The 24,276-nt window shown below is 34.7% G+C and carries 23 protein-coding genes; all 23 read left to right on the top strand.

Annotation, left to right across the window (positions count from 1 at the left end):
* Positions 1–12 precede the first annotated feature (12 nt).
* Complete coding sequence (gene spoIIIAF / locus D2K62_RS00155) at positions 13–630, top strand: stage III sporulation protein AF (protein WP_157967390.1); 618 nt, start codon at positions 13–15, stop codon at positions 628–630.
* Positions 630–1,280, top strand: coding sequence for a stage III sporulation protein AG (gene spoIIIAG / locus D2K62_RS00160; protein WP_198663190.1), 651 nt, complete (start codon positions 630–632; stop codon positions 1,278–1,280). The genes spoIIIAF and spoIIIAG overlap by 1 nt, the downstream gene beginning before the upstream one ends.
* A 3-nt stretch (positions 1,281–1,283) precedes the next feature.
* Entirely contained in the window at positions 1,284–1,883 is a 600-nt protein-coding gene (locus D2K62_RS00165) for a SpoIIIAH-like family protein (RefSeq protein WP_112181276.1), read from the top strand.
* 220 nt (positions 1,884–2,103) lie between these two features.
* Positions 2,104–2,589 (top strand): acetyl-CoA carboxylase biotin carboxyl carrier protein, encoded by a 486-nt coding sequence (accB, locus tag D2K62_RS00170; protein ID WP_117160681.1) that lies wholly within the window; start codon positions 2,104–2,106, stop codon positions 2,587–2,589.
* 12 nt (positions 2,590–2,601) lie between these two features.
* Positions 2,602–3,966 (top strand): acetyl-CoA carboxylase biotin carboxylase subunit, encoded by a 1,365-nt coding sequence (gene accC / locus D2K62_RS00175; RefSeq protein ID WP_117160682.1) that lies wholly within the window; start codon positions 2,602–2,604, stop codon positions 3,964–3,966.
* A gap of 21 nt (positions 3,967–3,987) precedes the next feature.
* Complete coding sequence (locus D2K62_RS00180) at positions 3,988–4,386, top strand: Asp23/Gls24 family envelope stress response protein (protein ID WP_112181273.1); 399 nt, start codon at positions 3,988–3,990, stop codon at positions 4,384–4,386.
* A 179-nt stretch (positions 4,387–4,565) separates the two neighbouring features.
* A complete protein-coding gene (gene nusB / locus D2K62_RS00185) occupies positions 4,566–4,952 on the top strand; it encodes a transcription antitermination factor NusB (RefSeq protein WP_112181272.1) in 387 nt (128 codons plus the stop codon).
* Between the two features lie 10 nt (positions 4,953–4,962).
* A complete protein-coding gene (gene folD, locus D2K62_RS00190; RefSeq protein ID WP_112181271.1) occupies positions 4,963–5,817 on the top strand; it encodes a bifunctional methylenetetrahydrofolate dehydrogenase/methenyltetrahydrofolate cyclohydrolase FolD in 855 nt (284 codons plus the stop codon).
* A gap of 24 nt (positions 5,818–5,841) precedes the next feature.
* On the top strand, positions 5,842–7,185 hold the full coding sequence (xseA, locus tag D2K62_RS00195) for an exodeoxyribonuclease VII large subunit (RefSeq protein ID WP_117160683.1): 1,344 nt from the start codon (positions 5,842–5,844) through the stop codon (positions 7,183–7,185).
* Position 7,186: 1 nt separating this feature from the next.
* On the top strand, positions 7,187–7,423 hold the full coding sequence (locus tag D2K62_RS00200) for an exodeoxyribonuclease VII small subunit (protein WP_112181269.1): 237 nt from the start codon (positions 7,187–7,189) through the stop codon (positions 7,421–7,423).
* Between the two features lies 1 nt (position 7,424).
* A complete protein-coding gene (locus tag D2K62_RS00205; RefSeq protein WP_369974613.1) occupies positions 7,425–8,309 on the top strand; it encodes a polyprenyl synthetase family protein in 885 nt (294 codons plus the stop codon).
* A 692-nt stretch (positions 8,310–9,001) separates the two neighbouring features.
* Positions 9,002–9,586, top strand: a complete 585-nt coding sequence (locus D2K62_RS00210; RefSeq protein ID WP_117149453.1) for a hypothetical protein — start codon at positions 9,002–9,004, stop codon at positions 9,584–9,586.
* Between the two features lie 39 nt (positions 9,587–9,625).
* A complete protein-coding gene (dxs, locus tag D2K62_RS00215; RefSeq protein WP_117160684.1) occupies positions 9,626–11,518 on the top strand; it encodes a 1-deoxy-D-xylulose-5-phosphate synthase in 1,893 nt (630 codons plus the stop codon).
* Positions 11,519–11,521: 3 nt separating this feature from the next.
* The gene (locus D2K62_RS00220; protein ID WP_117160685.1) at positions 11,522–12,367 is read left to right on the top strand and encodes a TlyA family RNA methyltransferase; all 846 of its coding nucleotides are present in this window, start codon (positions 11,522–11,524) and stop codon (positions 12,365–12,367) included.
* A gap of 81 nt (positions 12,368–12,448) precedes the next feature.
* Positions 12,449–12,898, top strand: a complete 450-nt coding sequence (ahrC, locus tag D2K62_RS00225; RefSeq protein WP_112181267.1) for a transcriptional regulator AhrC/ArgR — start codon at positions 12,449–12,451, stop codon at positions 12,896–12,898.
* 28 nt (positions 12,899–12,926) lie between these two features.
* Positions 12,927–14,651 (top strand): DNA repair protein RecN, encoded by a 1,725-nt coding sequence (gene recN / locus D2K62_RS00230; RefSeq protein WP_117160686.1) that lies wholly within the window; start codon positions 12,927–12,929, stop codon positions 14,649–14,651.
* A 177-nt stretch (positions 14,652–14,828) separates the two neighbouring features.
* Positions 14,829–16,115: a SpoIVB peptidase gene (spoIVB, locus tag D2K62_RS00235; RefSeq protein WP_117160687.1), complete on the top strand. Its 1,287-nt coding sequence runs from the start codon at positions 14,829–14,831 to the stop codon at positions 16,113–16,115.
* A gap of 330 nt (positions 16,116–16,445) precedes the next feature.
* On the top strand, positions 16,446–17,228 hold the full coding sequence (gene spo0A, locus D2K62_RS00240; RefSeq protein ID WP_112181266.1) for a sporulation transcription factor Spo0A: 783 nt from the start codon (positions 16,446–16,448) through the stop codon (positions 17,226–17,228).
* Positions 17,229–17,307: 79 nt separating this feature from the next.
* Positions 17,308–17,901, top strand: a complete 594-nt coding sequence (gene safA / locus D2K62_RS00245; RefSeq protein ID WP_117160688.1) for a SafA/ExsA family spore coat assembly protein — start codon at positions 17,308–17,310, stop codon at positions 17,899–17,901.
* A 234-nt stretch (positions 17,902–18,135) separates the two neighbouring features.
* Positions 18,136–19,488: an aspartate kinase gene (locus D2K62_RS00250; RefSeq protein WP_117160689.1), complete on the top strand. Its 1,353-nt coding sequence runs from the start codon at positions 18,136–18,138 to the stop codon at positions 19,486–19,488.
* 136 nt (positions 19,489–19,624) lie between these two features.
* Complete coding sequence (locus D2K62_RS00255) at positions 19,625–21,385, top strand: sigma-54 interaction domain-containing protein (protein ID WP_117160690.1); 1,761 nt, start codon at positions 19,625–19,627, stop codon at positions 21,383–21,385.
* Between the two features lie 137 nt (positions 21,386–21,522).
* A complete protein-coding gene (locus tag D2K62_RS00260; protein ID WP_112181262.1) occupies positions 21,523–22,617 on the top strand; it encodes a Glu/Leu/Phe/Val family dehydrogenase in 1,095 nt (364 codons plus the stop codon).
* 222 nt (positions 22,618–22,839) lie between these two features.
* The gene (gene lpdA / locus D2K62_RS00265) at positions 22,840–24,264 is read left to right on the top strand and encodes a dihydrolipoyl dehydrogenase (RefSeq protein WP_117160691.1); all 1,425 of its coding nucleotides are present in this window, start codon (positions 22,840–22,842) and stop codon (positions 24,262–24,264) included.
* The last annotated feature ends 12 nt before the right edge of the window (positions 24,265–24,276 follow it).

Below are 24,276 nucleotides of genomic sequence, written 5' to 3' on the forward strand. Positions count from 1 at the left end.
AGGGCGCTTTCTGTGTCTTCCTTATTAGATTGGATTACCCAGATCATAGTATTTTTACTCTTAGTAATGATTATAGAAATGTTAATTCCACAAACCAATATGAAAAAATATATTCATACGGTATTATCTCTTTTATTTCTTTTACTTTTTTTGCAACCATTATTTCAATTTTTAAATATGGATGTGAAACAAGCAATAGACCAAGCAATGACTGAATTTGAGGGGTCGATGGATGAAAATACATTAGAAAATGAAATTGAATTAAAGAAAAATGAAATACAAGCCTCACAAGATGCATATGTTGTAGAAGAGATAGTTGTCCAAATGAAAAAACAAGTGGAAGAGGAGTTGAATAATACTTATGGTGTAACGATTTCTGATATTCATTTCCAATTTGATTCAGAGAATAATCAAGATATAGAAAACTTAAAAGAAGTAACAGTATACTTACTGGAAAATGGCAATTCAGATCAAGGTGTAGTGGAAGAAATAATTATTGGTGAACAGCAAGACACAGAGGTTACTAATGAAGCCTCTGAATCAAAACTAGATGAAATTCGTACTTATTTAACCGAAGTTTGGGAGTTAGAAAAACAAACATTAGTGTTGGTATGGGAGGGAGGAACATAATGGGAAATCCTTTCAATAAAATTTTCAGAAATTTAAAACTCAAAACAGCAGATGGTAAAAAACCAACAAAAATGGGCTATGTACTCATTCTGGGGTTAGTTGGAATACTTGTGATCATCACGAGTAGTTTATTTCAAGGAGAAACAAATTCGCTTGATCAATCAGGTGAATTATCGCAACAAGAACCAGCTGCAACAGAAGAAGAAACCTTTTTGCAAAAGGATACTAAAAGTTCTGATGTGGATGAAATTGAAACACAATATGAGACAGACTTGAAAGATTTACTTGAGAAAATTTCTGGTGTCTCAGCTGTAGAAGTAATGGTGAATTTAGATGCAACAAATAAACAAGTTTATGAGAAAAATTTAATCATCGGTACACAAACAACAGAAGAGACAGATCAAAATGGTGGAGAAAGAAGTATTGAAGATACAACAGAAGAGCAACAGATAGTAATTGTAAGGCAAGGAGACGATGAAGTACCTTTGTTAATACAAACAAAAAAACCAGAAATACGTGGTGTATTAGTTGTAGCAAAAGGTGTTGAACATCTGGAAACAAAACAGTGGGTAACAGAAGCTGTTTCACGTGTGCTAGATGTCCCAGTTCACCGTATTTCTATTATGCCAAAGAATAACGAGGAGGAATAAAAGATGTTAAAAAAACAAACAGTGTGGTTATTAACAATGCTCAGTTTAATGATTGTGTTAAGTGTATATTATATGAGTTCACCAAGTGATGGTGAATTAGCTTTTATCAATGATGAAACAGATACAGAAAATCAAATAACAACTGGAAATTTAGCTGAAGAAACAAGTGAAGAGGTTGGTTCAGGTGATGAAGAAAGTACAGAAGATCCAGCAGCTACATCGGATGAATCAGAAATATCTTCTACATCAACAGATGATCTTTTTACTACAATAAGAATGGAATTAGAGGAGACAAGAAGTGGTAGGTTAGAGCAATTAGAAAATATCGTCGCATCAAGTGCTGCTTCAACTGAAGAAAAGACACAAGCCTATGATGAGATGCAAGAATTAGATAGCATATCATCTAAAGAGTTGATATTAGAAGAAACATTAAAAGCTGATAATGGTTATACGGATGTTCTTGTTCGAACAGAAGATGAAAACGTAATTGTAACAGTTAAAGCAGATGAGTTATCTGAAACAGAAGCAAATGGAATTATGCAGATGGTACATGATGAGTTTGGCTCAATGAATGTTGAAGTGAAGTTTCAACCCAATAGTTAATCATCTAAAAAATCTATAGGTATTCTTATAAACAGCTAACCTTAAATAGGTTAGCTTATTTATTTGTGTTATGATATAACTTAATTAATGGATCATTTTAAAAAGAATAGTTGCAGTTTCTCCTATGTTTTCGTAAAATGTTGTGAGGAGTTATTAGTACCTGTTCATAACCATATGAATTAATTAATAATGAATACTTGTAAACTAAGGAGTGTAGTATATGTTAAAAATAGAAGATATTCGAGCGTTAATTAAAGAAATCGACGGATCGTCTATTGATGAATTCAGCTATGAAGTGGATGGATCAAAATTAAGTCTAAAGAAGAATACAGAGCAAGAAGTAATTGTTGAGAATAAAACGCCTATTAGTCACGCTTCAGCTTCTCCACATACAAACACGGAGTCTAATACAACTGGAGCAATCCCAATTCATTATGAAGAGCCAGTAGAAGATCAAGGTACAGATGATTATGAAATTACGTCACCAATGGTTGGTACTTTCTACCACTCCTCTTCTCCAGACGCAGAAGCGTTTGTTTTGGTAGGAGATAAAGTTACAGAAGATACAGTTGTATGTATTATAGAAGCTATGAAACTCTTTAATGAAATTGAGGCGGATGTTGACGGAGAAATCGCAGAGATTTTAGTTAAGAATGGAGAGCTAGTAGAATATGGGCAACCATTATTCAGAGTAAAGCAGAACTAAGGGGATGATTGCATGATAAAGAAACTTCTAATTGCAAATCGTGGTGAAATTGCAGTACGCATCATTCGGGCTTGCAAAGAACTTGGAATTGAAACGGTCGCTGTTTATTCTGAAGCAGATCGGGATGCGTTACATGTGCAATTTGCTGACGAAGCATACTGTATTGGTCCTTACGCAAGTAAAGACAGTTATTTGAATTTCACTAATATTATGAGCATTGCTACATTAACAGAGGTTGATGCCATCCATCCAGGTTATGGATTCTTATCAGAGAATGCTGATTTTGCAGAGATTTGTGATAAGTGTAATATTACATTTGTTGGACCGAGTGTATATGCGATCCAAAAAATGGGAACAAAAGATGTGGCTAGAGAAACAATGGAACAAGCTGGTGTACCTATCGTACCTGGTTCTGATGGCATTATTAAAGATGATAAAGAAGCAATAGAATTGGCAAATAAAATTGGTTACCCAGTAATTATAAAAGCTACTGCTGGTGGTGGTGGAAAAGGTATTCGCGTTGCGCATAATGAAGCAGAATTAGTAAAAGGTATAACGATCACACAACAAGAAGCAGAAAAAGCATTTGGTAATCCAGGCGTGTATATGGAGAAATTCATTGAAGATTTCTCACATGTTGAAATTCAAATTTTAGCAGATAATTTCGGAAATGTGATACACTTAGGTGAAAGAGATTGTTCTGTACAACGTCGTTTACAAAAGTTGATTGAAGAAACGCCTTCACCAGCAATTAACGATAAAATACGTGAACAAATGGGAGAAGCATCAGTAAAAGCTGCTCTTGCGGTGAATTATTCAGGTGCAGGTACAATTGAATTTATTTTTGATAAAAAAGATCAAAAATTTTATTTCATGGAAATGAATACACGTATTCAAGTTGAACATCCTGTTACAGAGATGGTTACTGGTGTGGATTTAATCAAAGAACAGATTAGAGTTGCAGACAATGAAGTGTTATCATTAAAACAGGAAGAAGTAATCTTTCAAGGATGGGCTATGGAGTGTCGTATAAATGCTGAAAATCCATGGAAAGATTTTATGCCTTCCCCTGGAAAAATAGAAATGTACCTTCCTCCTGGTGGTCTAGGAGTTCGTGTGGATTCTGCTGCTTACCCAGGTTATACGATTTCACCACATTATGATTCGATGATTGCGAAGTTGATTACATATGGTGCAACGAGAAAAGAAGCGATGGATCGTATGAAGCGTGCATTAGGTGAATTTATTATCGAAGGTATTTCTACTACCATACCGTTTCATTATAAAATGATGGAACATCCCGTTTTTGTGGAGGGAGATTTCAATACGAAGTTTCTGGAGAAGTACACAATAATTGAAAATGAAGAGTCCGATTAACTCTAAAAGGAGTGGATCTTAATGAGTGAGAATACAATGTTAAATGTAAGTGAAGACTCAAGTCTTGGAAAAGTTGAAATAGCACCTGTAGTTATTGAAGTTGTTGCTGGTATTGCAACTATTGAAGTAGGAGGTGTGTCATCAACTCGGGGCAATTTTGCTAGTGGTGTAGTGGAGCGCTTTGGTAAAAAAGCACATGGTAAAGGAATCAAAGTAGAATTGACTGACACTGGTGTTATGATTGATGTTTTTGTTATATTAGATTATGGTGTAACGATTCCAGTTGTTGCGCAAAAAATACAAGAAAACATTCGACAAGCATTAAAGAACATGACAGCATTAGAAATTGATGAAATTAACGTACATGTAGTTGGCATGCAAATGGACGCAAAAGAAGAAGTAGAGCAAACAGAAGAATAATGGATTTACAGACCCTAAGAGATTTTATAGGTCTCTTGATAGGGTCTTTTTTGCTTTATATAATGATTTTTATTTAGTGCGTATAGCATTTTGTCTTTGTATTCGATATGATAAAGATAAATGAGTGTAGAACACAAATTTCAAAGGTGCATGCTAGATAAATACAAGGAGAATGAATAATGAATCGAAGAACTGCAAGAGAAAAGGCCTTTCAAATCCTTTTTTCAATTGACAATCAAAATTACAGTCCAGATGAAGCAAAGGAACAAGTATTAGAAGAAGAAGCAGAAGTAGCCTCTACCTTTTTATCAGAAGTCGTATCTGGCGTTCATCGTCATATAAAGGAGATTGATGAAAGGATCGAAAACCATCTAGAGAATTGGTCAATGAAAAGATTGGCTTCTGTTGAAAAAACCTTATTACGTATTGCTGTATTTGAAATGTTTTATGAAGTTGATACGCCTCATGGTGTGGCAATTAACGAGGCAATCGAATTAGCACATGTTTATGGTGATGATAAGTCAGGTAAATTTATTAATGGTGTATTGTCTAAAATGATTCGCTAGGGGGATTTGTATGACTGCAGAAATTATTTATGGGAATGTATTAGCTGAAAATTTACGAATTGAAATGAAGAACGAAGTAAGCTTACTAAAGGAAAAGGGTATTCAACCGAAACTAACTGTTGTTCTAATTGGTGATGATCCAGCTTCCAAATCGTATGTGAAAGGGAAACAAAAAGCTTCAGAATTTGTTGGGGTGGAATCGAACTTAATTGAATTACCTAAAAATACAACGGAAAAAGCATTATTGGATCTAATTGATCAATTAAATGATGATCAAACAATTCATGGGATATTAGTTCAATTACCGCTGCCAGATCAAATTAGAGAGCAAGTGGTTATTGAGGCAATAAGTCCAAAAAAAGATGTAGATGGTTTTCATCCAATCAATATTGGTAGAATGTTAACAGGTAAAGACACATTTTTGCCGTGTACACCATTTGGTATTATTACGATGTTGAAATCAAAAAACATTGAGATATCAGGAAAAAATGCTGTTGTAATTGGCCGTAGCAATATCGTAGGAAAACCTGTTGGTCAATTATTGTTGAATGAAAATGCGACCGTAACGTATTGCCATTCTCGCACAAAAAATATGGATCAATTTATTAAAGAGGCCGATATTTTAATAGTAGCAGTCGGTATTGCACATTTCCTTCGTGCAGAATCTGTAAAGCCTGGAGCTGTCGTTATAGACGTGGGTATAAATAGATTAGAAGATGGTTCTTTAACAGGAGATGTTGACTTTGAAAACGTAAAAGAGAAGGCGTCTTATATAACACCTGTTCCAAAAGGTGTAGGTCCAATGACAATTACCATGTTACTGCATAATACAATCAAGTCCGCAAAAAAAATCTATCAAGTTTAAATTGAAAATGTAGGTGTTTTTATGATGAATGATAATTATTTAACGGTTTCTGCATTGACACGCTATATCAAACGGAAATTTGAAATGGACAAGCATTTAAATGATGTCTGGTTAAAGGGTGAAATATCAAATTACAAGCACCATAGTCGTGGTCATATGTATTTAACCATTAAAGATGACCAAGCAAGAATAAAAGCAGTAATGTTTGCTGGGTATAATCGCACACTCAAATTTGAACCTGAAGATGGTATGAATGTATTAATCAAGGGCGAAATCAATGTGTATGAACCACAAGGTCAATATCAACTGTATATCCAACAAATGGAGCCAGATGGCGTCGGAGCATTATATGTAGCATTTGAACAATTAAAGGATAAACTAACAAAAGAAGGTCTGTTCGACCATGATCGGAAACTACCGTTACCTTTATATCCAAAGCATATTGGAGTTATTACTTCTCCTACAGGCGCAGCAGTTCGAGACATATTAATTACATTAAAGAGAAGGTATCCAATTGCTAATATTACTATTTTCCCAGCTTTAGTACAAGGTGAAATGGCTCCCTCATCAATAGCAAATGCAATAAAACAAGCAAACCAATTAAAAACGATAGATGTGCTGATAGCAGGACGTGGTGGTGGGTCAATTGAGGAACTTTGGGCTTTTAATGAAGAAGCAGTCGCTCGTGCTATTGCTGATTCAACCATTCCAATCATTTCAGCTGTAGGACATGAAACGGACGTTACAATTGCAGACTTTGTAGCAGATGTACGTGCGGCAACCCCAACAGGTGCAGCTGAATTAGCAGTTCCATCAATACAAGAATTAGAAGAAAAAATCAGAACCTGGAACCAAACCTTAAATAGAAACATGCAATATAACTTGGATCGATCTGCTAAACACTTAGAACGATTGAAAAAAAGTTATGCTTTTCGTTACCCTGTTCAACTACTCAACCAAAAAGAGCAAGATTTAGATAAGTTGGTAGAACGTTTAGCAAAAGCCACAAAACAAATACAATCAAACGAAAGCAAACGGTACGAACAGGTTATGAAGCGATTGACTTATCAACATCCGGAAGCACAACGGAAGCTTGCAGAAAAACAATTAGTACAAATTATGGAAAGAAAGCAACGAGCTATGCAAATTATTTATACCTTAAAGAATCGCCAATTCATAAATGTAGTGGAAAAATTAGAAGTCTTAAGTCCGTTACATACTATGAAACGAGGATATTCAATTGCTTATGGTGGTAATGGGTCATTAATACAATCAACAAAAGAAATACAACCTGGAGAAGCGATTTCTGTAAAAGTTGTCGATGGAACATTAGATTGTCACGTAACAGGAATAAAGGAGGACTTGTAAAATGACTGATAAGGAAAAGGAAGTATCTTTTGAACAAGCAATGGAAGATTTAGAGGCGATTGTCGAAAAACTTGAGGAAGGTGAAGTTCCTTTAGAAAAGGCAATTCAATACTATCAACAAGGAATGGAACTGTCCAAGGTTTGTAGTAACAAATTAACAAATGTTGAAAAACAAATGACGAATATTATTAACGAACAAGGGGATTTAAAGGCTTTTTCGGTACAGGAGGAAGAATAAAGTGAGCGATAAATTAGAGATGTTTTTATCGGAAAAAGAAACAATAGTGTCCGAAGAGTTAATTCGCACAATAACAGAATTAGCAATTCCCAAACGATTAAAGGATTCGATGCTTTATTCTATTAGTGCTGGAGGTAAGAGACTTCGCCCTCTATTAATGATTGCAAGCTGTGAATCTTATCACGGCACACATCAACAAGTGCTTTCCGTAGCGCTTGCGTTAGAAATGGTTCATACGTATTCATTAATCCATGATGATTTACCTGCAATGGATGATGATGATATACGAAGAGGTAAACCAACAAATCATCGCGTCTTTGATGAAGCTACTGCTATTCTGGCTGGAGATGCATTATTAACATACAGTTTTGAGCTAATTTCTAATGACAGTCAATTAACAGATGAGCAAAAAGTATACATATTAAAACGACTAGCAGAAGCAAGTGGTCCAAAAGGAATGGTAGCAGGTCAAACGCTTGACATGGGAGCTGAAGATAGAGCGATCCAGTTTGATGAATTGGAAACCATTCATCATTTGAAAACTGGCCAACTACTAATTTTCGCTATTGAAATTGGGGCTTATATTGGTGGTGCTTCAAGTTATCAACTAGAGGCTATCAAAGATTTTGCTTATTTCGTCGGACTTGTTTTTCAAGTTCAAGATGATATCTTGGACGTAACGGGGGATCCAAACACGATTGGCAAACCTATTGGTAGTGATGAAACTAATTTAAAGAGTACGTATCCAAAATTACTTGGCTTAAATGGCGCGATTGAAAAGAAAGAGGAATATGTTAAAAAAGCAAAAAATGCACTAAGAATAGCCAATGTACAATCTAGCGTATTAGACGAATTAATTGATTATTTAAGTGACCGTACAATCTAGTACGTATTAATTATTGAGTACATGTAAAAAATATGTTATCATATTATTATATTAGGAATGGTGCAGTATTCTAGTCGGTTCTCCGCTTCTGAAGGCGGGCCTAAAAATCCGCCAAAGGGCACATCGATGAAGTTCCTTGTGTCGGCTTGAGGCGCCCAGCCTTGGGTCGGTGCTGGGAGTTAAGGTTGCAGGGCGATCCACAAAGGCATGTGGGCGAGGACCCTGCTTCCGCGGAGGCCCAACTCTGTGGTTAGACTTTAGCCAAAGAATTACCATGGACTGGGGTATGAACCTACGTAATAAGTGGAAGGGTATCTTATTCGTAGCGTAGCCTGCCTTGAGTGGTGTCTGAGGGGATTATTATTGTGAATACCGAAGTCGGATGGCCACTGACTTTTGTGTTATTATGTATATGAAATCAGCACTGCAAAAGAGGCTAGGGAGTGGTTAAGAGCTGCTGAGGAAATCTCCTAGACTGTTCCATAAGACGTTTAAAAGGGATTATAGTGCGGACTAAGTGGTAATCCAGTCTAGCTGTTGGAAACAACGCTAAGATGCTTTTAATGGGGAACCGCCAGAATGGCAACATTCGGTAAGCATTTGGGAAAACCTACTGGACCTAAGCCGCAGTTTTTACCTTTTAAACGACCATTCCATTACATAGTTTTTTTCTAAAAATGAGGTATAAATAGATGGCGAAGTCACAATCGCAAATAAAAAAGTCAATAAAATTTAGTATAAGTATTGCCGTTATCACATTTGTGTTAGCGGCTATTTTTTCAGTTATTTCTTCTTCTATATTAGGAGAGGTTATGTGGGTTGTTGGATTTATAATTGTGTTACTTATTGTATTGATTGGTATTGTTTTTGACATGTTAGGGATAGCAGCAACTGCTGCAGATGAGGTACCCTTTCATGCAATGGCTGCAGAGAAGGTTAGCGGATCAAAAGAAGCAATATTAATTGTTCGTAATGCTGATCGTTTTGCAAGTTTTTGTAACGATGTAATTGGTGACATTTCTGGGGTTATTAGTGGTACAGCTTCCGCCATTGTAGTTTTACAATTGGCGAACGGTTTTGGACAGGGAGATGGCTCAACTTTACAGATTGTTATATCTGTCATTATGACAAGCTTAGTTGCTGCTCTAACTGTAGGTGGTAAAGCGTTAGGAAAGTACTATGGCATTCATTCTTCAACAAGAATTGTTTTTTTTGTAGGTAAAGTGATTGCATTTGTACAAAATAAAACTAAAATTGAAATACTAAAAAAAGGTTAGTGGTCATATTTATAAATCATTTTTAGGGAGGATTCCCAAATGGATCTTACTACAATAAAAGATCCTTCTTTTTTAAAGAAGTTGAACAATGAAGAATTAGAGGTATTAGCCAACTCTATTCGTAAATTTCTAATTGAAAAATTATCAATAACAGGTGGACATTTAGGAGCAAACTTAGGCGTGGTAGAATTAACTTTAGCTCTCCACAAATGTTTTAATAGTCCTACTGATAAATTGATTTTTGATGTAGGACATCAGTCTTATATTCATAAAATAGTTACAGGACGTGCTAATCAATTTGAATCCATAAGACAATATAAAGGAATGTCAGGTTTCCCGAAAAGGGCTGAAAGTGAGCACGATGTATGGGAGAGTGGCCACAGTTCAACTTCATTATCGGCTGCAATGGGTATGACAATTGCACGTGATTTAAAAGGAGAAAATGATTTTATTGTTCCGATTATAGGTGATGGTGCTTTTACAGGCGGGATGGCTTTTGAAGCGTTAAACAATATTGGTCATGAACAAAAAAATATCATCGTAATTCTAAATGATAATGAAATGTCAATTGCGAATAATGTAGGTGCACTTCATAATGCACTAGGAAGAATGCGTAGCGCAGATAAATATAATAAAGCGAAAGAAGAATTAGATTGGATTTTAAAGAAAATCCCTACAGTTGGTGGAAAACTAGCGAATGCAGTTGAGCGGATAAAAGATAGCATGAAACAATTGATGATTCCAAGCATGTTTTTTGAGGAATTTGGTTTTACTTATTATGGACCAGTTGACGGACATGATTTTCATGCGTTACAGGAGAACATTCAATATGCTAAAAAAACGGAAGGCCCCGTTTTAATCCACATTATTACCCGCAAAGGTAAAGGATATCATCCAGCAGAGTCAGATGATAAAGATAAATGGCATGGTGTTGGACCATATAAAATTGAATCGGGTGAAAAAATATCCCCCCCTAATATTGCACCACTATGGAGTGCTGTTGTTAGCAGAACCTTAGAAAAAATCGCTGAAACGAATAATAAACTAACAGTTATTACACCAGCAATGGTGCTGGGGTCCAAATTAGAAAATTTTCAAAAAAATTATCCTGATCGCTTATTTGATGTTGGTATTGCGGAACAACATGCAACAACAATGGCGGCCGGAGTAGCAACACAAGGTATGAAGCCGTTTCTTGCAATTTACTCTACCTTTTTACAAAGAGCTTATGATCAAATTCTACATGATGTTTGTAGACAAAAATTAAATGTGGTGTTTGGAATTGATCGTGCTGGATTAGTAGGCGCTGATGGAGAGACACATCAAGGATTGTTTGATATTTCCTTCTTACGCTCAATGCCAAACATGGTTCTCATGATGCCAAAAGATGAAAATGAATGTCAACATATGGTATACACTGCATTAGTGTATAATGAAGGTCCTATAGCGATTCGTTATCCAAGGGGTAATGCGCTTGGTGTTACAATGGACGAGAGTTTAACAACTGTCCCAATTGGAACATGGGAGATAATTAAAAAAGGAACAGATGCGGTTATTCTTACTTTTGGAACAACAATTAGGATGGCTATAGAAGCAAGTGAGATGTTAGCTAACGTAGGAGTGTCTGTTCGTGTGATTAATGCAAGGTTCATTAAACCACTTGACGAGCTTATGCTTCTCGATATATTTGCAGGGGAATTGCCAATACTAACAATTGAAGAAGCAATATTATCCGGTGGTTTTGGAAGTGCCATTCTAGAATTTGCTGAAACACACAATTACAGTGCAAAATATATAAAGCGAATGGGTATAAAAGACGAATTTATTGAACATGGAAGTGTAGAACTGATACTAGAACAAATTGGATTAACAAAACAAGTGGTAATAAGAGAAGTTCAAAAGTTATTACCAACTAAACAACAAAGGGTTTAAATAATGACAAGTAAAAAAATTAGATTAGATATATTATTAGTGGAACGTGGTTTAGTTGAAACACGAGAAAAAGCGAAACGTACAATTATGGCTGGTTTAGTTTTTAGTGAACAACAAAGACTAGATAAGCCAGGTGTTAAGGTAAATAATGACATTCCGATAACTGTTAAAGGTAAATTACTTCCTTACGTTGGTAGGGGAGGACTAAAATTAGAAAAGGCTTTAAAAACCTTCAATCTTTCAGTAAATGAGAAGACAATGGTTGATATTGGATCATCTACAGGTGGTTTTACAGACTGTGCTTTGCAAAACGGAGCTGAGCTATGTTACGCAGTTGATGTTGGATACAATCAATTAGATTGGAAGTTAAGAAACGATTCAAGGGTTGTTGTAATGGAACGTACGAACTTTCGTTACGTAACACCTGCTAATTTTAATAATGGAACACCTAATATTGCAACCATAGATGTCTCTTTTATATCATTAAAAATTATTTTACCCGTTTTAAGAACAATCTTAGCTGAGAATAGTGATGTTGTAGCACTAATTAAACCACAATTTGAAGCTGGAAGAGAACAAGTTGGTAAAAAAGGAATCGTAAGAGATAAAGGAATTCATAAAGATGTTTTAAAACGCATTCTTCAATTTGCTACTGACGAAGGATATGTTGTAAATGATCTAACATTTTCACCAATCACTGGTGGCGATGGTAATATTGAATTTCTTACTCACTTAACATGGAAACCACTTGAAAAAGCAGGTAATTTGGATGGTGTTGTCGAATTTAATTCTATAGTGGACCAAGTAGTTGGACAAGCTCATGAAGTGCATGAAAAAAAGTTACCATAAAAGACTGTTTAACAGGTGAAGCGTTATGTGAATAAAAAATTGTTTCACTTTTTTATTTAGAATATGGCAAGGAGGTTTACTATGAACAAAGGACAACGTCATATAAAAATTCGTGAACTAATAACAGATAACGCTATTGATACACAAGATGAATTAGTAGATGCATTACGTGGACTAGGCTATAACGTTACACAAGCTACAGTTTCACGTGATATAAAAGAACTGCATCTAGTTAAAGTTCCAATGGTTGATGGAAGATATAAATACAGTTTACCTGCTGATCAACGCTTTAACCCTTTAGAGAAGCTCAGACGCTTAATGCGTGATGCTTTTATACGAATTGACCAAGCAGGATACTTTCTAGTACTTAAAACGTTACCAGGTAATGCAAATGCGCTTGGTGCTTTAATCGACAATTTAGATTGGTCTGAAATATTAGGAACTATATGTGGAGACGATACGATTTTAATTATATGCAAAACAGAAGAGCATACTTTTGAAATTCAAGATCGCTTTTTAGAAATGTTATAATTTAAAATAAAAAGTGAGGTGGAAGTTTATGTTAACCGAACTTACTATAAAAGATTTTGTAATTATCGATGAGATCACTATTACCTTTAGAGAAGGATTAACTGTACTAACTGGGGAAACTGGAGCTGGTAAGTCAATTATTATTGATGCAGTTGAATTATTAACAGGTGGTAGAGGATCTATTGAATTTGTAAGATATGGTGCAAAAAAGGCTACCTTAGAAGGTTTATTTACAATTGATGAACCCTCTCACCCAATCTTTAAAAAAGGCAAAAATTTTGGTATCGAGATTGATGCAGATGGAATGATTGTCTTGAATCGAACAATAACTGCAAATGGAAAGAGTATTTGTAGAGTAAATGGAAATTTGGTAACGCTAGCTATTTTAAAAGAATTTGGAAAGACTTTGATTGATATTCATACGCAACACGAAACGCAATCATTAATGGATGTAGAACGCCATATTGAGTTATTAGATATGTATAATAAAGAGTCAATCGACGAAGTAAAAGCAGATTATTTTATATTATATCAAAAATTACATACGCTAAAAAAGCGTTATCAAAAATTAAACGATAATGAACAGGAAATGGCACAGCGATTAGATTTGCTTAAATTTCAACTTAATGAATTACAAGATGCAGAGCTTTCTCCTGGAGAAGACGATGCCTTAGAGGAAGAGCGTAAAAAGTTAATGAACCATGAAAAAATTTATAAAGGTGTAAATGAAGCATATGAAGCTTTAAATGGTGAGCAACGTGCACTTGATTGGTTGGGACTAGCACTTTCTGGGTTAGAAACAGCAAGTGAATTTGAAAAGGATTTAGTAGATAAAAAAGAAGGATTTTCAAATCATTTTTATCTAATTGAAGAGTTATCTTATGATTTACGTCATTATTTAGATTCACTCGAATTCGATTCAGACCGTCTTAATTTTTTGGAAAGTCGGTTAAATGATATTAGTCGATTAAAGAAGAAGTATGGGTTTACAGTAGATGATATGTTGGAGTACGCTGCTAAAATTGAAGATGAAATTGATGAAATTCAAGATCGTGATACATCTCTAGAGAAATTAGAGAAAGAAATTGAAGAAATAGGTCAAGATGCACTCGTTGAGGCAAGGCACTTACATGATTTACGAAGCCAAGCTTCTAAACAATTAAAAATAGCGATTCAACAAGAACTACAGGATTTATATTTAGAAAAAGCAACATTTGAAGTAGATATAAATACGAAAAAGCCGAAAAATGATGATATGAATTCTAAGTCCTTACCAGTACAATTAACACCTAACGGTTTTGATGTGATCAGGTTTTTAATTTCAACAAACCCTGGTGAACCTGTCAAAGAAATGAATAAAGTCGCTTCAGGTGGTGAATTATCTAGAATCATGTTGGCTTTGAAAAATATATTTGCTAAACATCAGGGAGCTACTAGTGTCATTTTTGATGAGATTGATACCGGTGTAAGTGGAAGGGTAGCACAAGCTATTGCAGAGAAAATACACGGGATATCTACTGGATCGCAAGTATTGTGTATTACACATCTTCCTCAAGTGGCTGCAATGGCCGATACACATTTATTAATTGAAAAGAATGTTAACGAACAACGAACTAGTACAACTGTAGATGAACTTTCGACTGAATCAAGAGTAATGGAAATTGGAAGAATGGTTACAGGAAGTGAACTTACAGAAACTTCAAAAGTACACGCAAGAGAATTAATTGCATTAGCTAATAAAAACAAACAATAAAGCCATGTTAAACTAGCATGGTTTTTTTAATACCCAAAAACAAAAATTAATACTATCTAAAATAGGAAAACATCTCCCCAATTTCAGATCTTTACAGGGTTTAAAAAAGGCTCGCGAAGGTCACATTAGAAATACAGAAAAAATAAAAAAGTGGGTTGGGAACGAGGAGAGTGGATAATGAACATGAATAAAATTCGGGCTGCAATAGGATTATTACTCCTTCTTACTTTCCTAAGCATGCCATTCAATCAATTTATACAACAATATGTCGCAATACCGAATGACTTAACACTGTTCGATGATGCAGGAGAGAACCTAACAATTCCGAAGTTAGGAAATGATACAACAACTGTTTTATCTCAGCAAGAAGAAGTTTTAGAAGCAATGGACACATCAGAGTTTAAAGCTGTTAATAATGGCGAAAGCTCTATTGTATATGAAGTTGCAGGAATGCCTCTTAAAAAGGTCAATGTAGATGTCTTAGAAGACTTTAAGGTCATACCAGGTGGACAATCAGTAGGCGTTAATTTACAAACTTTAGGGGTGCTCGTAGTTGGACACCACTTAATCAATACTGACAGTGGAGAAAAATCGCCTGGTGAAGATGCTGATATTCAAGTTGGCGATATAATCCTGCAAGTGAATGGGAAAGAAATAGAAAAAATGGAACAAATGACGCCACTTGTTGATGAAGCAGGAAAACACAACAAGGAACTAAATGTGAAAATTAAACGTGGTGGAGAAACGGTAGAAAAAAAATTATTACCAGCACTTGATAAAAAGGAAAACCAATATCGAATCGGATTATATATAAGGGATTCAGCTGCTGGTATTGGAACAATGACTTTTTATGATCCAGAATCGAAAAGATATGGAGCGCTAGGTCACGTTATTTCTGACATGGATACAAAAAAACCAATACAAATCCATGATGGTACGATTGTTAGATCAAACATTACGTCGATAAAAAAAGGTGATAACGGTGTGCCTGGAGAAAAACAAGCAACCTTTAATGCGGATGATACGCCATTAGGGACAATATCAAAGAATACATCTTTCGGTGTATTTGGTAAATTAGACAGTAAACTACAAGCAAGTAAGTGGAATGAACCGATGCCGATAACATTGCCAAATCAAGTTAAAGAAGGTCCGGCTAAAATTTTAACGGTTGTCGAAGATGATTTGGTCGAATCATTTGATGTAGAGATTGTAAACAGTGTAGATCAACCTAACGCTGCTACAAAGGGAATGATAATAAAAATCACTGATGAAGACCTGTTAGAGAAAACAGGAGGTATTGTACAAGGTATGAGTGGAAGTCCAATAATACAAGATGGAAAATTAATTGGTGCTGTTACACATGTTTTTGTAAATGATCCAACATCAGGTTACGGGATTCATATTGAATGGATGTTAGAAGAAGCTGGAATCGACATATATAAGAGCGAAGAGAAAGCGAGTTAAGACAATCTCGCTTTTTTTTTCTGTCCTTTTTTACTAAATATATAAGTTCACATCTATAATGAGATACTTATTAATTCTTTTTTTTCGAATAAATAGCAATAAATTGTTATATTGAAGGATATATATGCTATACTCTGATAAAGAATATTCGACAAATCACAGAAAGTTACAATTTATATGACGAAAAATATCGATTTTGTTCGAAAACAAGAGTAAATTGAAGTAAATAGAAAAAAACGCAATTAATTCTATCTAAAAGAAGGAATTTTCGAACTTGTGTCGAAATTGTAAGTGTGAATCAGATTGGATTAGTCGAAGGAGGAGCAAATAGTGCAAAAAATTAAGGTTTGTTTAGTGGATGATAACAGAGAACTAATTGAATTAATGGAGGAATACTTTGAAAGTCAATCAGATATTGAAGTGATTGGTACTGCTTTTAATGGAAAGGAATGTATTAGTTTATTTGATGAAATCGAACCAGATATTGTGGTTCTTGATATTATAATGCCTCATATGGATGGATTGGCTGTTTTAGCGAAATTAAAAGAAATGGATATTGCTAAACATCCTAGAGTAATTATGCTCACAGCATTTGGGCAAGAAGAAGTTACGACGAAAGCAGTTGATTTAGGGGCATCTTATTTTATTTTAAAACCATTTGATCTAGATAGTTTAGCTAGCCAAATTAGACAAGTTCACGGTGCACCAACGTCAGAAAATAAAACAGTAAAACAAAAATCCTCAAAAGAAAATCATAAGAGAGATCTAGAAGCAAATATTACTCATATCATACATGAAATAGGTGTTCCAGCTCATATTAAAGGTTATATGTACTTAAGAGAAGCAATTACAATGGTTTATAATGACATCGAACTATTAGGTTCTATTACGAAAGTTTTATACCCAGACATTGCTAAGAAGTTTAATACTACAGCCTCTCGTGTTGAAAGAGCTATTAGACATGCAATCGAAGTAGCGTGGAGTCGAGGTAATATTGATTCTATATCGTCATTATTTGGTTATACTGTAAATGTATCTAAAGCAAAACCAACTAACTCTGAATTTATTGCGATGGTGGCTGATCGTCTTCGTATTGAACACCGCGCATCATAATAGAAAAATTATGGATAACATGTGTATGTATAAATCCTTCTTTTTGCGGTAAGTTAAGCAAAAAAGGAGGATTTTTATTATGAAAAAAGTGCTGTTCTTTTTAGTTGTTTTAAGCTTTTTATTACCAGTTTCTGTACTGGCAGAGGATACTTACACGGTTCAACCTGGAGATTCAATGTGGAGAATTGCAGTGAAATATCAAATCGGTGTAACTGAAATTATTGAAGCAAACCCATCTATAGATAATCCAGATCTTATCTATCCAAATCAAAAAATAACGATACCTACAATTGATGCAATTAAACACACAGAACATTTAGTTATTCAATTAACCAATCAAGAACGTGCAAAAAATGGACTGTCTGCACTTCGACCAGACTGGGAGTTGTCACGTGTTGCTAGATATAAGTCTGTAGACATGCTTGATAAGAATTACTTTTCTCATACTAGTCCAACATATGGTTCTCCGTTTTCTATGATGGAAAACTTCGGGGTTTCTTATCAGAGAGCAGCAGAGAATATTGCAAGAGGTCAACGTACGCCACAAGAAGTGGTAAAAGCGTGGATGAATAGTCCAGGTCACCGTAAAAACATATTAGGTGATTTCACTCATATAGGTGTTGGTTATGTAGAAGATGGTAATTATTGGACACAAATGTTTATAACAAAGTAAGATTGAAAAAAGGTCTTGTATATAATTCAAGGCCTTTTTTTAATGAATTTTATTTTTTAAGTTGAAATAATAGGATTAATAGATAAATTATGTTGTTTACAGTACTCTAAACAACTCATCGGACTAATTCTCGTATATAGTCTTGAATAATCAGAATTTTATTATAACAATTTAATTAAAAGTATGATAATATTTTTAATGACATAGAAAAATATAAATGGAGAGGTTTTAAAGATGAAAGTAGCGAAATTTGGAGGAAGTTCAGTTGCTAGTGCTGCGCAATTAAAAAAAGTTGCACAGATTATACAATCGGATAATGATAGAAAAGCAATTGTAGTATCAGCACCGGGCAAGAGATTTTCTGAAGATAATAAAGTAACCGATCTTCTTATTAAATTAGGGGAAGCTTATCTAGCAGATAAGCCATATCAAAATCAATTAGAAGAAGTTTTATTGAGGTTCAGCTCTATCACAACAGAATTGGATTTATCTGATCGTATTTTAGAAGAAATAAAAGACGATGTTTCATCTGTTTTTGCAAGTGATTATCCAAAAGAACTTAAATTAGAGGCGATTAAATCAATTGGGGAAGATTCACTTGCAAAAATACTTAGTGCCTATTTACAATCACTTGGAATAAAAGCTAGCTATTTAAATCCAAAAGAGGCTGGAATTATTTTAAGTGATGAACCAGGTAGTGCGCAAATTTTAGATGAAAGTTTCGATCTATTGTATAAGTTACGTGAGCGTAAAGAAATCGTAGTAATCCCTGGCTTTTTTGGCTATACAAAAGAAGGCAAATTAGTTACTTTCTCAAGAGGTGGTTCCGATATTACGGGTTCAATCGTTGCTGCTGGAGTAAAAGCAGATTTATATGAAAACTTTACAGATGTTGATTCAGTTTATTGTGTTAACCCGACAATAGTTGATAATCCTAAAGAGATTACTTCTTTAACGTATAAAGAAATGCGAGAGTTGTCTTATGCAGGTTTTTCTGTTTTTCATGATGAGGCACTTATCCCAGCGTTTAAAGCAAGTATCCCTGTTTGTATAAAAAATACGAACAATCCAGACGGATTAGGAACTATAATTGTTTCAGAAAAAGAGAAAAATGGTAATCCAGTTGTAGGAATTGCAAGTGATACTGGTTTCTTAAGTTTATATGTCAGTAAATATTTAATGAATAGAGAATTAGGTTTTGGGCGTCGCTTATTGCATATATTAGAAGATGAAGGTATATCTTTCGAACATACACCTTCTGGAATTGATGACATGTCAGTCATTATTCGTGAGAGTGAGTTACCAGAACACAAAGAACTAAAGGTAATCAAACGTATAAAAGAAGAGTTAGACCCTGATCAAGTTTATACAGAGAGAGATCTTGCATTAATAATGATTGTAGGTGAATCAATGAATAGCTCTGTTGGTATCGCGGCTAAAGCAACAGAAGCGTTCTCACGTGCAAATGTGAATTTAGAAATGATTAACCAAGGATCTTCTGAAACATCAATGATGTTTGGTGTGAAAGAAGATGGTGTTAAGCAAGCAGTAAAATCATTATATGAAATATTTTTCTTAGAAAATTAAATAAGCTAAAAAATAACACACTACATTTAATGCAGTGTGTTATTTTTGTTTAATTTAGTAGAAGTGGTTTTGTTGCAAATATTTAGAGTAAAAGCTATGATAATGGTGTGCAAAATAATGCAGGGTGTGTGAAGAAATGAAGAAAAAGGTATTAATTATTGGTGGCGATAATGCTACAAATGAACTAATTAAACATATAAATTCATCTGAAAGAATGGAAATACAAGCTGTCATTGCTAATCAAAAAAACAATCTGAATTTAAAGTTAGCAAAGGATAATCAAATCAAAATAGATGAGGACTGGCGTAATTGGTTAGATAATACAATAGATATTGTGTTTGAAACAACTGGTTCATTAGCTGTTTTGGATGAATTGCAATTAGTAAAGTCTGCAAATACAATTATAGTTTCAAAAAATATCGAGGCTATCCTTACTGAACTGATGGAGGAGAAAGAGAAGCAAATTAGCAAACTAAAAACGCAAAGGTATCAACAAAATTTAATTTTAGATAATATACATGAAAGTAAGATGCTAGAAGCAGTTTTTCACTCATCAGATGAAGCAATTAGCGTTGTTGATGAAAAAGGTCACGGTATTATGATTAATCCAGCGTATACACGCATTACTGGTTTAACAGAGGATGAGATCATTGGTAAACCTGCTACAGTTGATATTTCTGAAGGACAAAGCATGCACAAACAAGTATTGGTAACGCGTAAACCAGTTCGAGGAGTTCAAATGAAGGTAGGACCTGCTAAAAAAGCTGTGATCGTGAATGTATCACCTATTATAGTAGATGGCATCTTAAAGGGTAGTGTAGGCGTATTACACGATGTTTCTGAAATACAGCATTTAACAAAAGAATTAATGCAAGCGCGTAAAATTATTCGAAACTTAGAATCTAAATATACATTTGATGATATTATTGGCCAATCAGATGAAATGGAATTGACTATAAATCAAGCAAAAGTAGTAGCTAAAACAGCTGCTACAGTTCTTTTAAGAGGTGAATCGGGTACAGGAAAAGAATTATTTGCTCATGCTATTCATCATGCGAGTGATCGTAGACGGGATAAATTCATTCGAGTAAACTGTGCCGCAATAACGGAATCAATCTTAGAAAGTGAATTGTTTGGATATGAAGAAGGTGCTTTTTCAGGTGCGAATCGTGGAGGTAAAAAGGGTTATTTTGAAGCAGCAAATAATGGTAGTATATTTTTAGATGAGATCGGTGAATTATCACTACATATTCAAGCCAAACTATTAAGAGTCTTACAAGAGAATGAAATTGTTCGAGTTGGTGCTTCTAAACCAATCTCTGTGGATGTTCGGGTAATAACAGCAACAAATGTTAATTTAGAAGAGGCGATAAGAGAAGGTCGGTTTCGGGAAGACTTATATTATCGATTAAATCGTCTACCTATCTATATTCCTGCTTTGAGGGAGCGTAGTAGCGACTTTAAAGAGATGGTATCCTACTTAATTAATAAAATCAATCTGGATTATGGAAGAAACATAAAAACGATTTCTAAAGATGCTCTAGAATATTTAAAAGAATACCATTGGCCTGGAAATGTCAGGGAGTTAGAGAATGTTATTAGTAGATCTATTATATATATGCAGGTAAATGAAGAAGTAATTAAAAAAGAAAATTTACCACAGTTAATTGCAGTTGAGAATGGAGTAAAAGAGAATGAAGAGCATGCTGTTACTTCAATTTCCGAAAATAGTAATCTTCAGGACACTTTAGATACGTATGAGAAAAAGATTATAGCTCAAACCTTAGCGGCAAATAATTATAACAAAACGAAAACTGCTCGTATATTAAATATATCCATTAGAAGTTTGTATTATAAAATAGAGAAGCATCATATCGCAGGTAATGGCATGCAATAATTTGCAAACCACGCATATTATTGCATGACTTGTAAATAACAAAACCTGATACAATAACATACATAACTTGGCACGAAAATTGCATGGTGTTATTATGGAGAGCAATGAGTAATCTCATTACTTAAGGAGGACCAACTTTGGAAATTTTTACTTACATGGAAAAGTATGATTATGAACAATTAGTTATTTGTCAGGACAAAGAATCTGGTTTGAAAGCAATCATCGCTATTCACGATACAACACTTGGACCAGCTTTAGGTGGTACAAGAATGTGGACATATGCATCGGAAGAAGCTGCAATAGAAGATGCACTGCGATTAGCAAAAGGTATGACTTATAAAAATGCTGCTGCAGGGTTAAATTTAGGTGGTGGTAAAACAGTAATAATTGGTGATCCAAAAAAAGATAAAAATGAAGCAATGTTTCGTGCATTTGGACGATATATTCAAGGGTTAAATGGTAGATATATTACAGCCGAAGACGTTGGGACAACGGTAGAAGATATGGATATTATTCATGAAGAAACAGATTATGTAGCTGGTATTTCACCCGCTTTTGGTTCATCAGGTAATCCCTCACCAGTAACTGCATATGGTGTTTATAAAGGAATTAAAGCAAGTGCCAAACAAGTATTTGGAACAGATATATTAGAAGGAAAGAAAATAGCAATTCAAGGGGTAGGAAGTGTTGCCTACACACTGTGTGAATACTTGCATGATGAAGGTGCACAATTAATTGTTACTGATATAAATGAAGAAGCTGTTCAAAAAACTGTAGATGCATTTGGTGCTAAAGCTGTTGGATTAGATGAAATTTATTCAGTTGATTGTGATATCTATGCGCCATGTGCACTAGGAGCAACATTAAATGATGAGACAATTCCTAAACTGAAAGCTAAAATTGTTGCAGGGGCGGCAAATAATCAATTAGAATCAGAAAAACACGGGGACTTATTGCATCAAAAAGGCATTTTATATGCGCCAGATTTTGTTATAAATGCTGGAGGTGTAATTAATATTGCTGACGAACTTAGTGGTTATAATCGCGAAAGGGCAATGAAACGCGTGGATAAGATATATGATAATCTTGAAACGGTCTTTGCTATCTCAAAGCGCGATAATATTCCTACCTACGTTGCTGCTGAAAGAATGGCAGAGGAAAGAATAGCGAGTTTACGTAACTCTAGAAGTACATTCTTACAAAATGAACACCATGTTAGTAGTAGACGTTAAAATTAATTAAATAGATTGTGAAAAGTCTTTTTCTTTGATCACTGTTCTAACGGTGTTTCTAGGAAGAAGACTTTTCAATAAGATAAACAGCTAGTTGACCTTTTCTACATAGAAGAATATTATAGAGAGGGAAGAACTTCTGAATTAAATGATAATAGTCTACACTATTATCTTCTTACATAGCATATTATTTTTTTAACTTAAATTAAAGGAGGGTTTTTTATGACCAAAAATTATGACCTAGTCATACTAGGAGGTGGTACAGGAGGTTATGTTGCTGCCATACGTGCTTCTCAACTGGGATTAAAGACTGCGATTGTCGAAAAAGACAAGCTTGGAGGCACATGTTTACATAAAGGGTGTATTCCTTCAAAAGCTTTACTGAGAAGCGCAGAAGTGTTTAAACAGACTAAAGAAGCAGATCAATTTGGAATTAACACCTCTGATATTAGTCTGGACTTTTTAAAAGTACAAGATCGTAAGGAACAAATTGTTAGCCAACTGTATCAAGGTGTAATCGGATTGGTGGAAAAGGGATTAATTGATATTTATGATGGAATAGGTAGAGTTTTAGGACCATCTATCTTCTCGCCAACAGCAGGAACGGTTTCTGTAGAGATGAAAGATGGTTCTGATAATGAAATGTTGCTCAGTAAAAATTTAATTATTGCAACAGGATCAAAACCGAAGCTTATCGAGAACTTAAAACCAGACGGCACGCATATCTTAACATCAGATGAAGCGTTAAACCTTAAGGTATTACCAAAGTCAATTATTATCGTTGGTGCAGGTGTTATCGGTGTTGAATGGGCTTCAATGCTAGCAGATTTTGATGTAAATGTAACATTAGTAGAGTATGCAGAACAGATTTTGCCAACTGAAGATAGTGCAATTGCGAAAGAAATGCAGCGTTTACTGAAGAAAAAAGGCATTAAAATTATGACAAATGCAAAAGTGTTAAGTGAAACAGTTGAAAAGGCACATAATGTAACAATACAAGTTGATTATAAAAACGAAAAGACTACTTTAACAGCAGATCAAATGCTTATTGCTATTGGCCGAGAACCGAATACAACTGAGATAGGTATAGAGAATACTGATATTCAGTTAGAGATGTCTGGTTCAATTAGAACAAATAAAGATTATCAAACTAAAGAAACGCATATATATGCAATTGGCGATTGTATTGGTGGGATGCAGCTTGCACATGTTGCGTCACATGAAGGGAAGCACGCAGTAGAACATATTGCAGGTAATAGTCCAATGCATCTTAATTATCATCATATACCTACGTGTATCTACTCAAATCCAGAAGTAGCAAGTGTTGGTTTAACTGAAACACAGGCAAAAGACCAGGGTTTTCAAGTGAAGTCTGGTAAGGTTAGTTTTAAAGCAATTGGTAAAGCCCTTGTTTATGGTGAGTCAGATGGATTTGTTAAGATAATAGCTGATAAAAAAACAAATGATCTATTAGGCATTCATATGATAGGTCCGCATGTAACTGAGTTAATCTCAGAGGCGGGCTTAGCCAAAGTTTTAGATGCAACCCCATGGGAAATCGGAGAAACTATTCATCCGCATCCATCTTTAGCAGAAGCGATGGCTGAAGCTGCACTTGATGTAGATGGAATGAAAATTCATGGATAAGCAAAAAGGAGG

It is taken from the genome of Paraliobacillus sp. X-1268, assembly GCF_003426095.1.
GTDB classification, from domain to species: domain Bacteria; phylum Bacillota; class Bacilli; order Bacillales; family Amphibacillaceae; genus Paraliobacillus_A; species Paraliobacillus_A zengyii.

What these genes read in the sequence shown, in the direction of transcription:
- spoIIIAG (WP_198663190.1), top strand. Translation starts at nt 630, where the DNA reads ATGGGAAATCCTTTCAATAAAATTTTCAGAAATTTAAAACTCAAAACA.
- D2K62_RS00165 (WP_112181276.1), top strand. Translation starts at nt 1,284, where the DNA reads ATGTTAAAAAAACAAACAGTGTGGTTATTAACAATGCTCAGTTTAATG.
- accB (WP_117160681.1), top strand. Translation starts at nt 2,104, where the DNA reads ATGTTAAAAATAGAAGATATTCGAGCGTTAATTAAAGAAATCGACGGA.
- accC (WP_117160682.1), top strand. Translation starts at nt 2,602, where the DNA reads ATGATAAAGAAACTTCTAATTGCAAATCGTGGTGAAATTGCAGTACGC.
- D2K62_RS00180 (WP_112181273.1), top strand. Translation starts at nt 3,988, where the DNA reads ATGAGTGAGAATACAATGTTAAATGTAAGTGAAGACTCAAGTCTTGGA.
- nusB (WP_112181272.1), top strand. Translation starts at nt 4,566, where the DNA reads ATGAATCGAAGAACTGCAAGAGAAAAGGCCTTTCAAATCCTTTTTTCA.
- folD (WP_112181271.1), top strand. Translation starts at nt 4,963, where the DNA reads ATGACTGCAGAAATTATTTATGGGAATGTATTAGCTGAAAATTTACGA.
- xseA (WP_117160683.1), top strand. Translation starts at nt 5,842, where the DNA reads ATGAATGATAATTATTTAACGGTTTCTGCATTGACACGCTATATCAAA.
- D2K62_RS00200 (WP_112181269.1), top strand. Translation starts at nt 7,187, where the DNA reads ATGACTGATAAGGAAAAGGAAGTATCTTTTGAACAAGCAATGGAAGAT.
- D2K62_RS00210 (WP_117149453.1), top strand. Translation starts at nt 9,002, where the DNA reads ATGGCGAAGTCACAATCGCAAATAAAAAAGTCAATAAAATTTAGTATA.
- dxs (WP_117160684.1), top strand. Translation starts at nt 9,626, where the DNA reads ATGGATCTTACTACAATAAAAGATCCTTCTTTTTTAAAGAAGTTGAAC.
- D2K62_RS00220 (WP_117160685.1), top strand. Translation starts at nt 11,522, where the DNA reads ATGACAAGTAAAAAAATTAGATTAGATATATTATTAGTGGAACGTGGT.
- ahrC (WP_112181267.1), top strand. Translation starts at nt 12,449, where the DNA reads ATGAACAAAGGACAACGTCATATAAAAATTCGTGAACTAATAACAGAT.
- recN (WP_117160686.1), top strand. Translation starts at nt 12,927, where the DNA reads ATGTTAACCGAACTTACTATAAAAGATTTTGTAATTATCGATGAGATC.
- spoIVB (WP_117160687.1), top strand. Translation starts at nt 14,829, where the DNA reads ATGAACATGAATAAAATTCGGGCTGCAATAGGATTATTACTCCTTCTT.
- safA (WP_117160688.1), top strand. Translation starts at nt 17,308, where the DNA reads ATGAAAAAAGTGCTGTTCTTTTTAGTTGTTTTAAGCTTTTTATTACCA.
- D2K62_RS00250 (WP_117160689.1), top strand. Translation starts at nt 18,136, where the DNA reads ATGAAAGTAGCGAAATTTGGAGGAAGTTCAGTTGCTAGTGCTGCGCAA.
- D2K62_RS00255 (WP_117160690.1), top strand. Translation starts at nt 19,625, where the DNA reads ATGAAGAAAAAGGTATTAATTATTGGTGGCGATAATGCTACAAATGAA.
- lpdA (WP_117160691.1), top strand. Translation starts at nt 22,840, where the DNA reads ATGACCAAAAATTATGACCTAGTCATACTAGGAGGTGGTACAGGAGGT.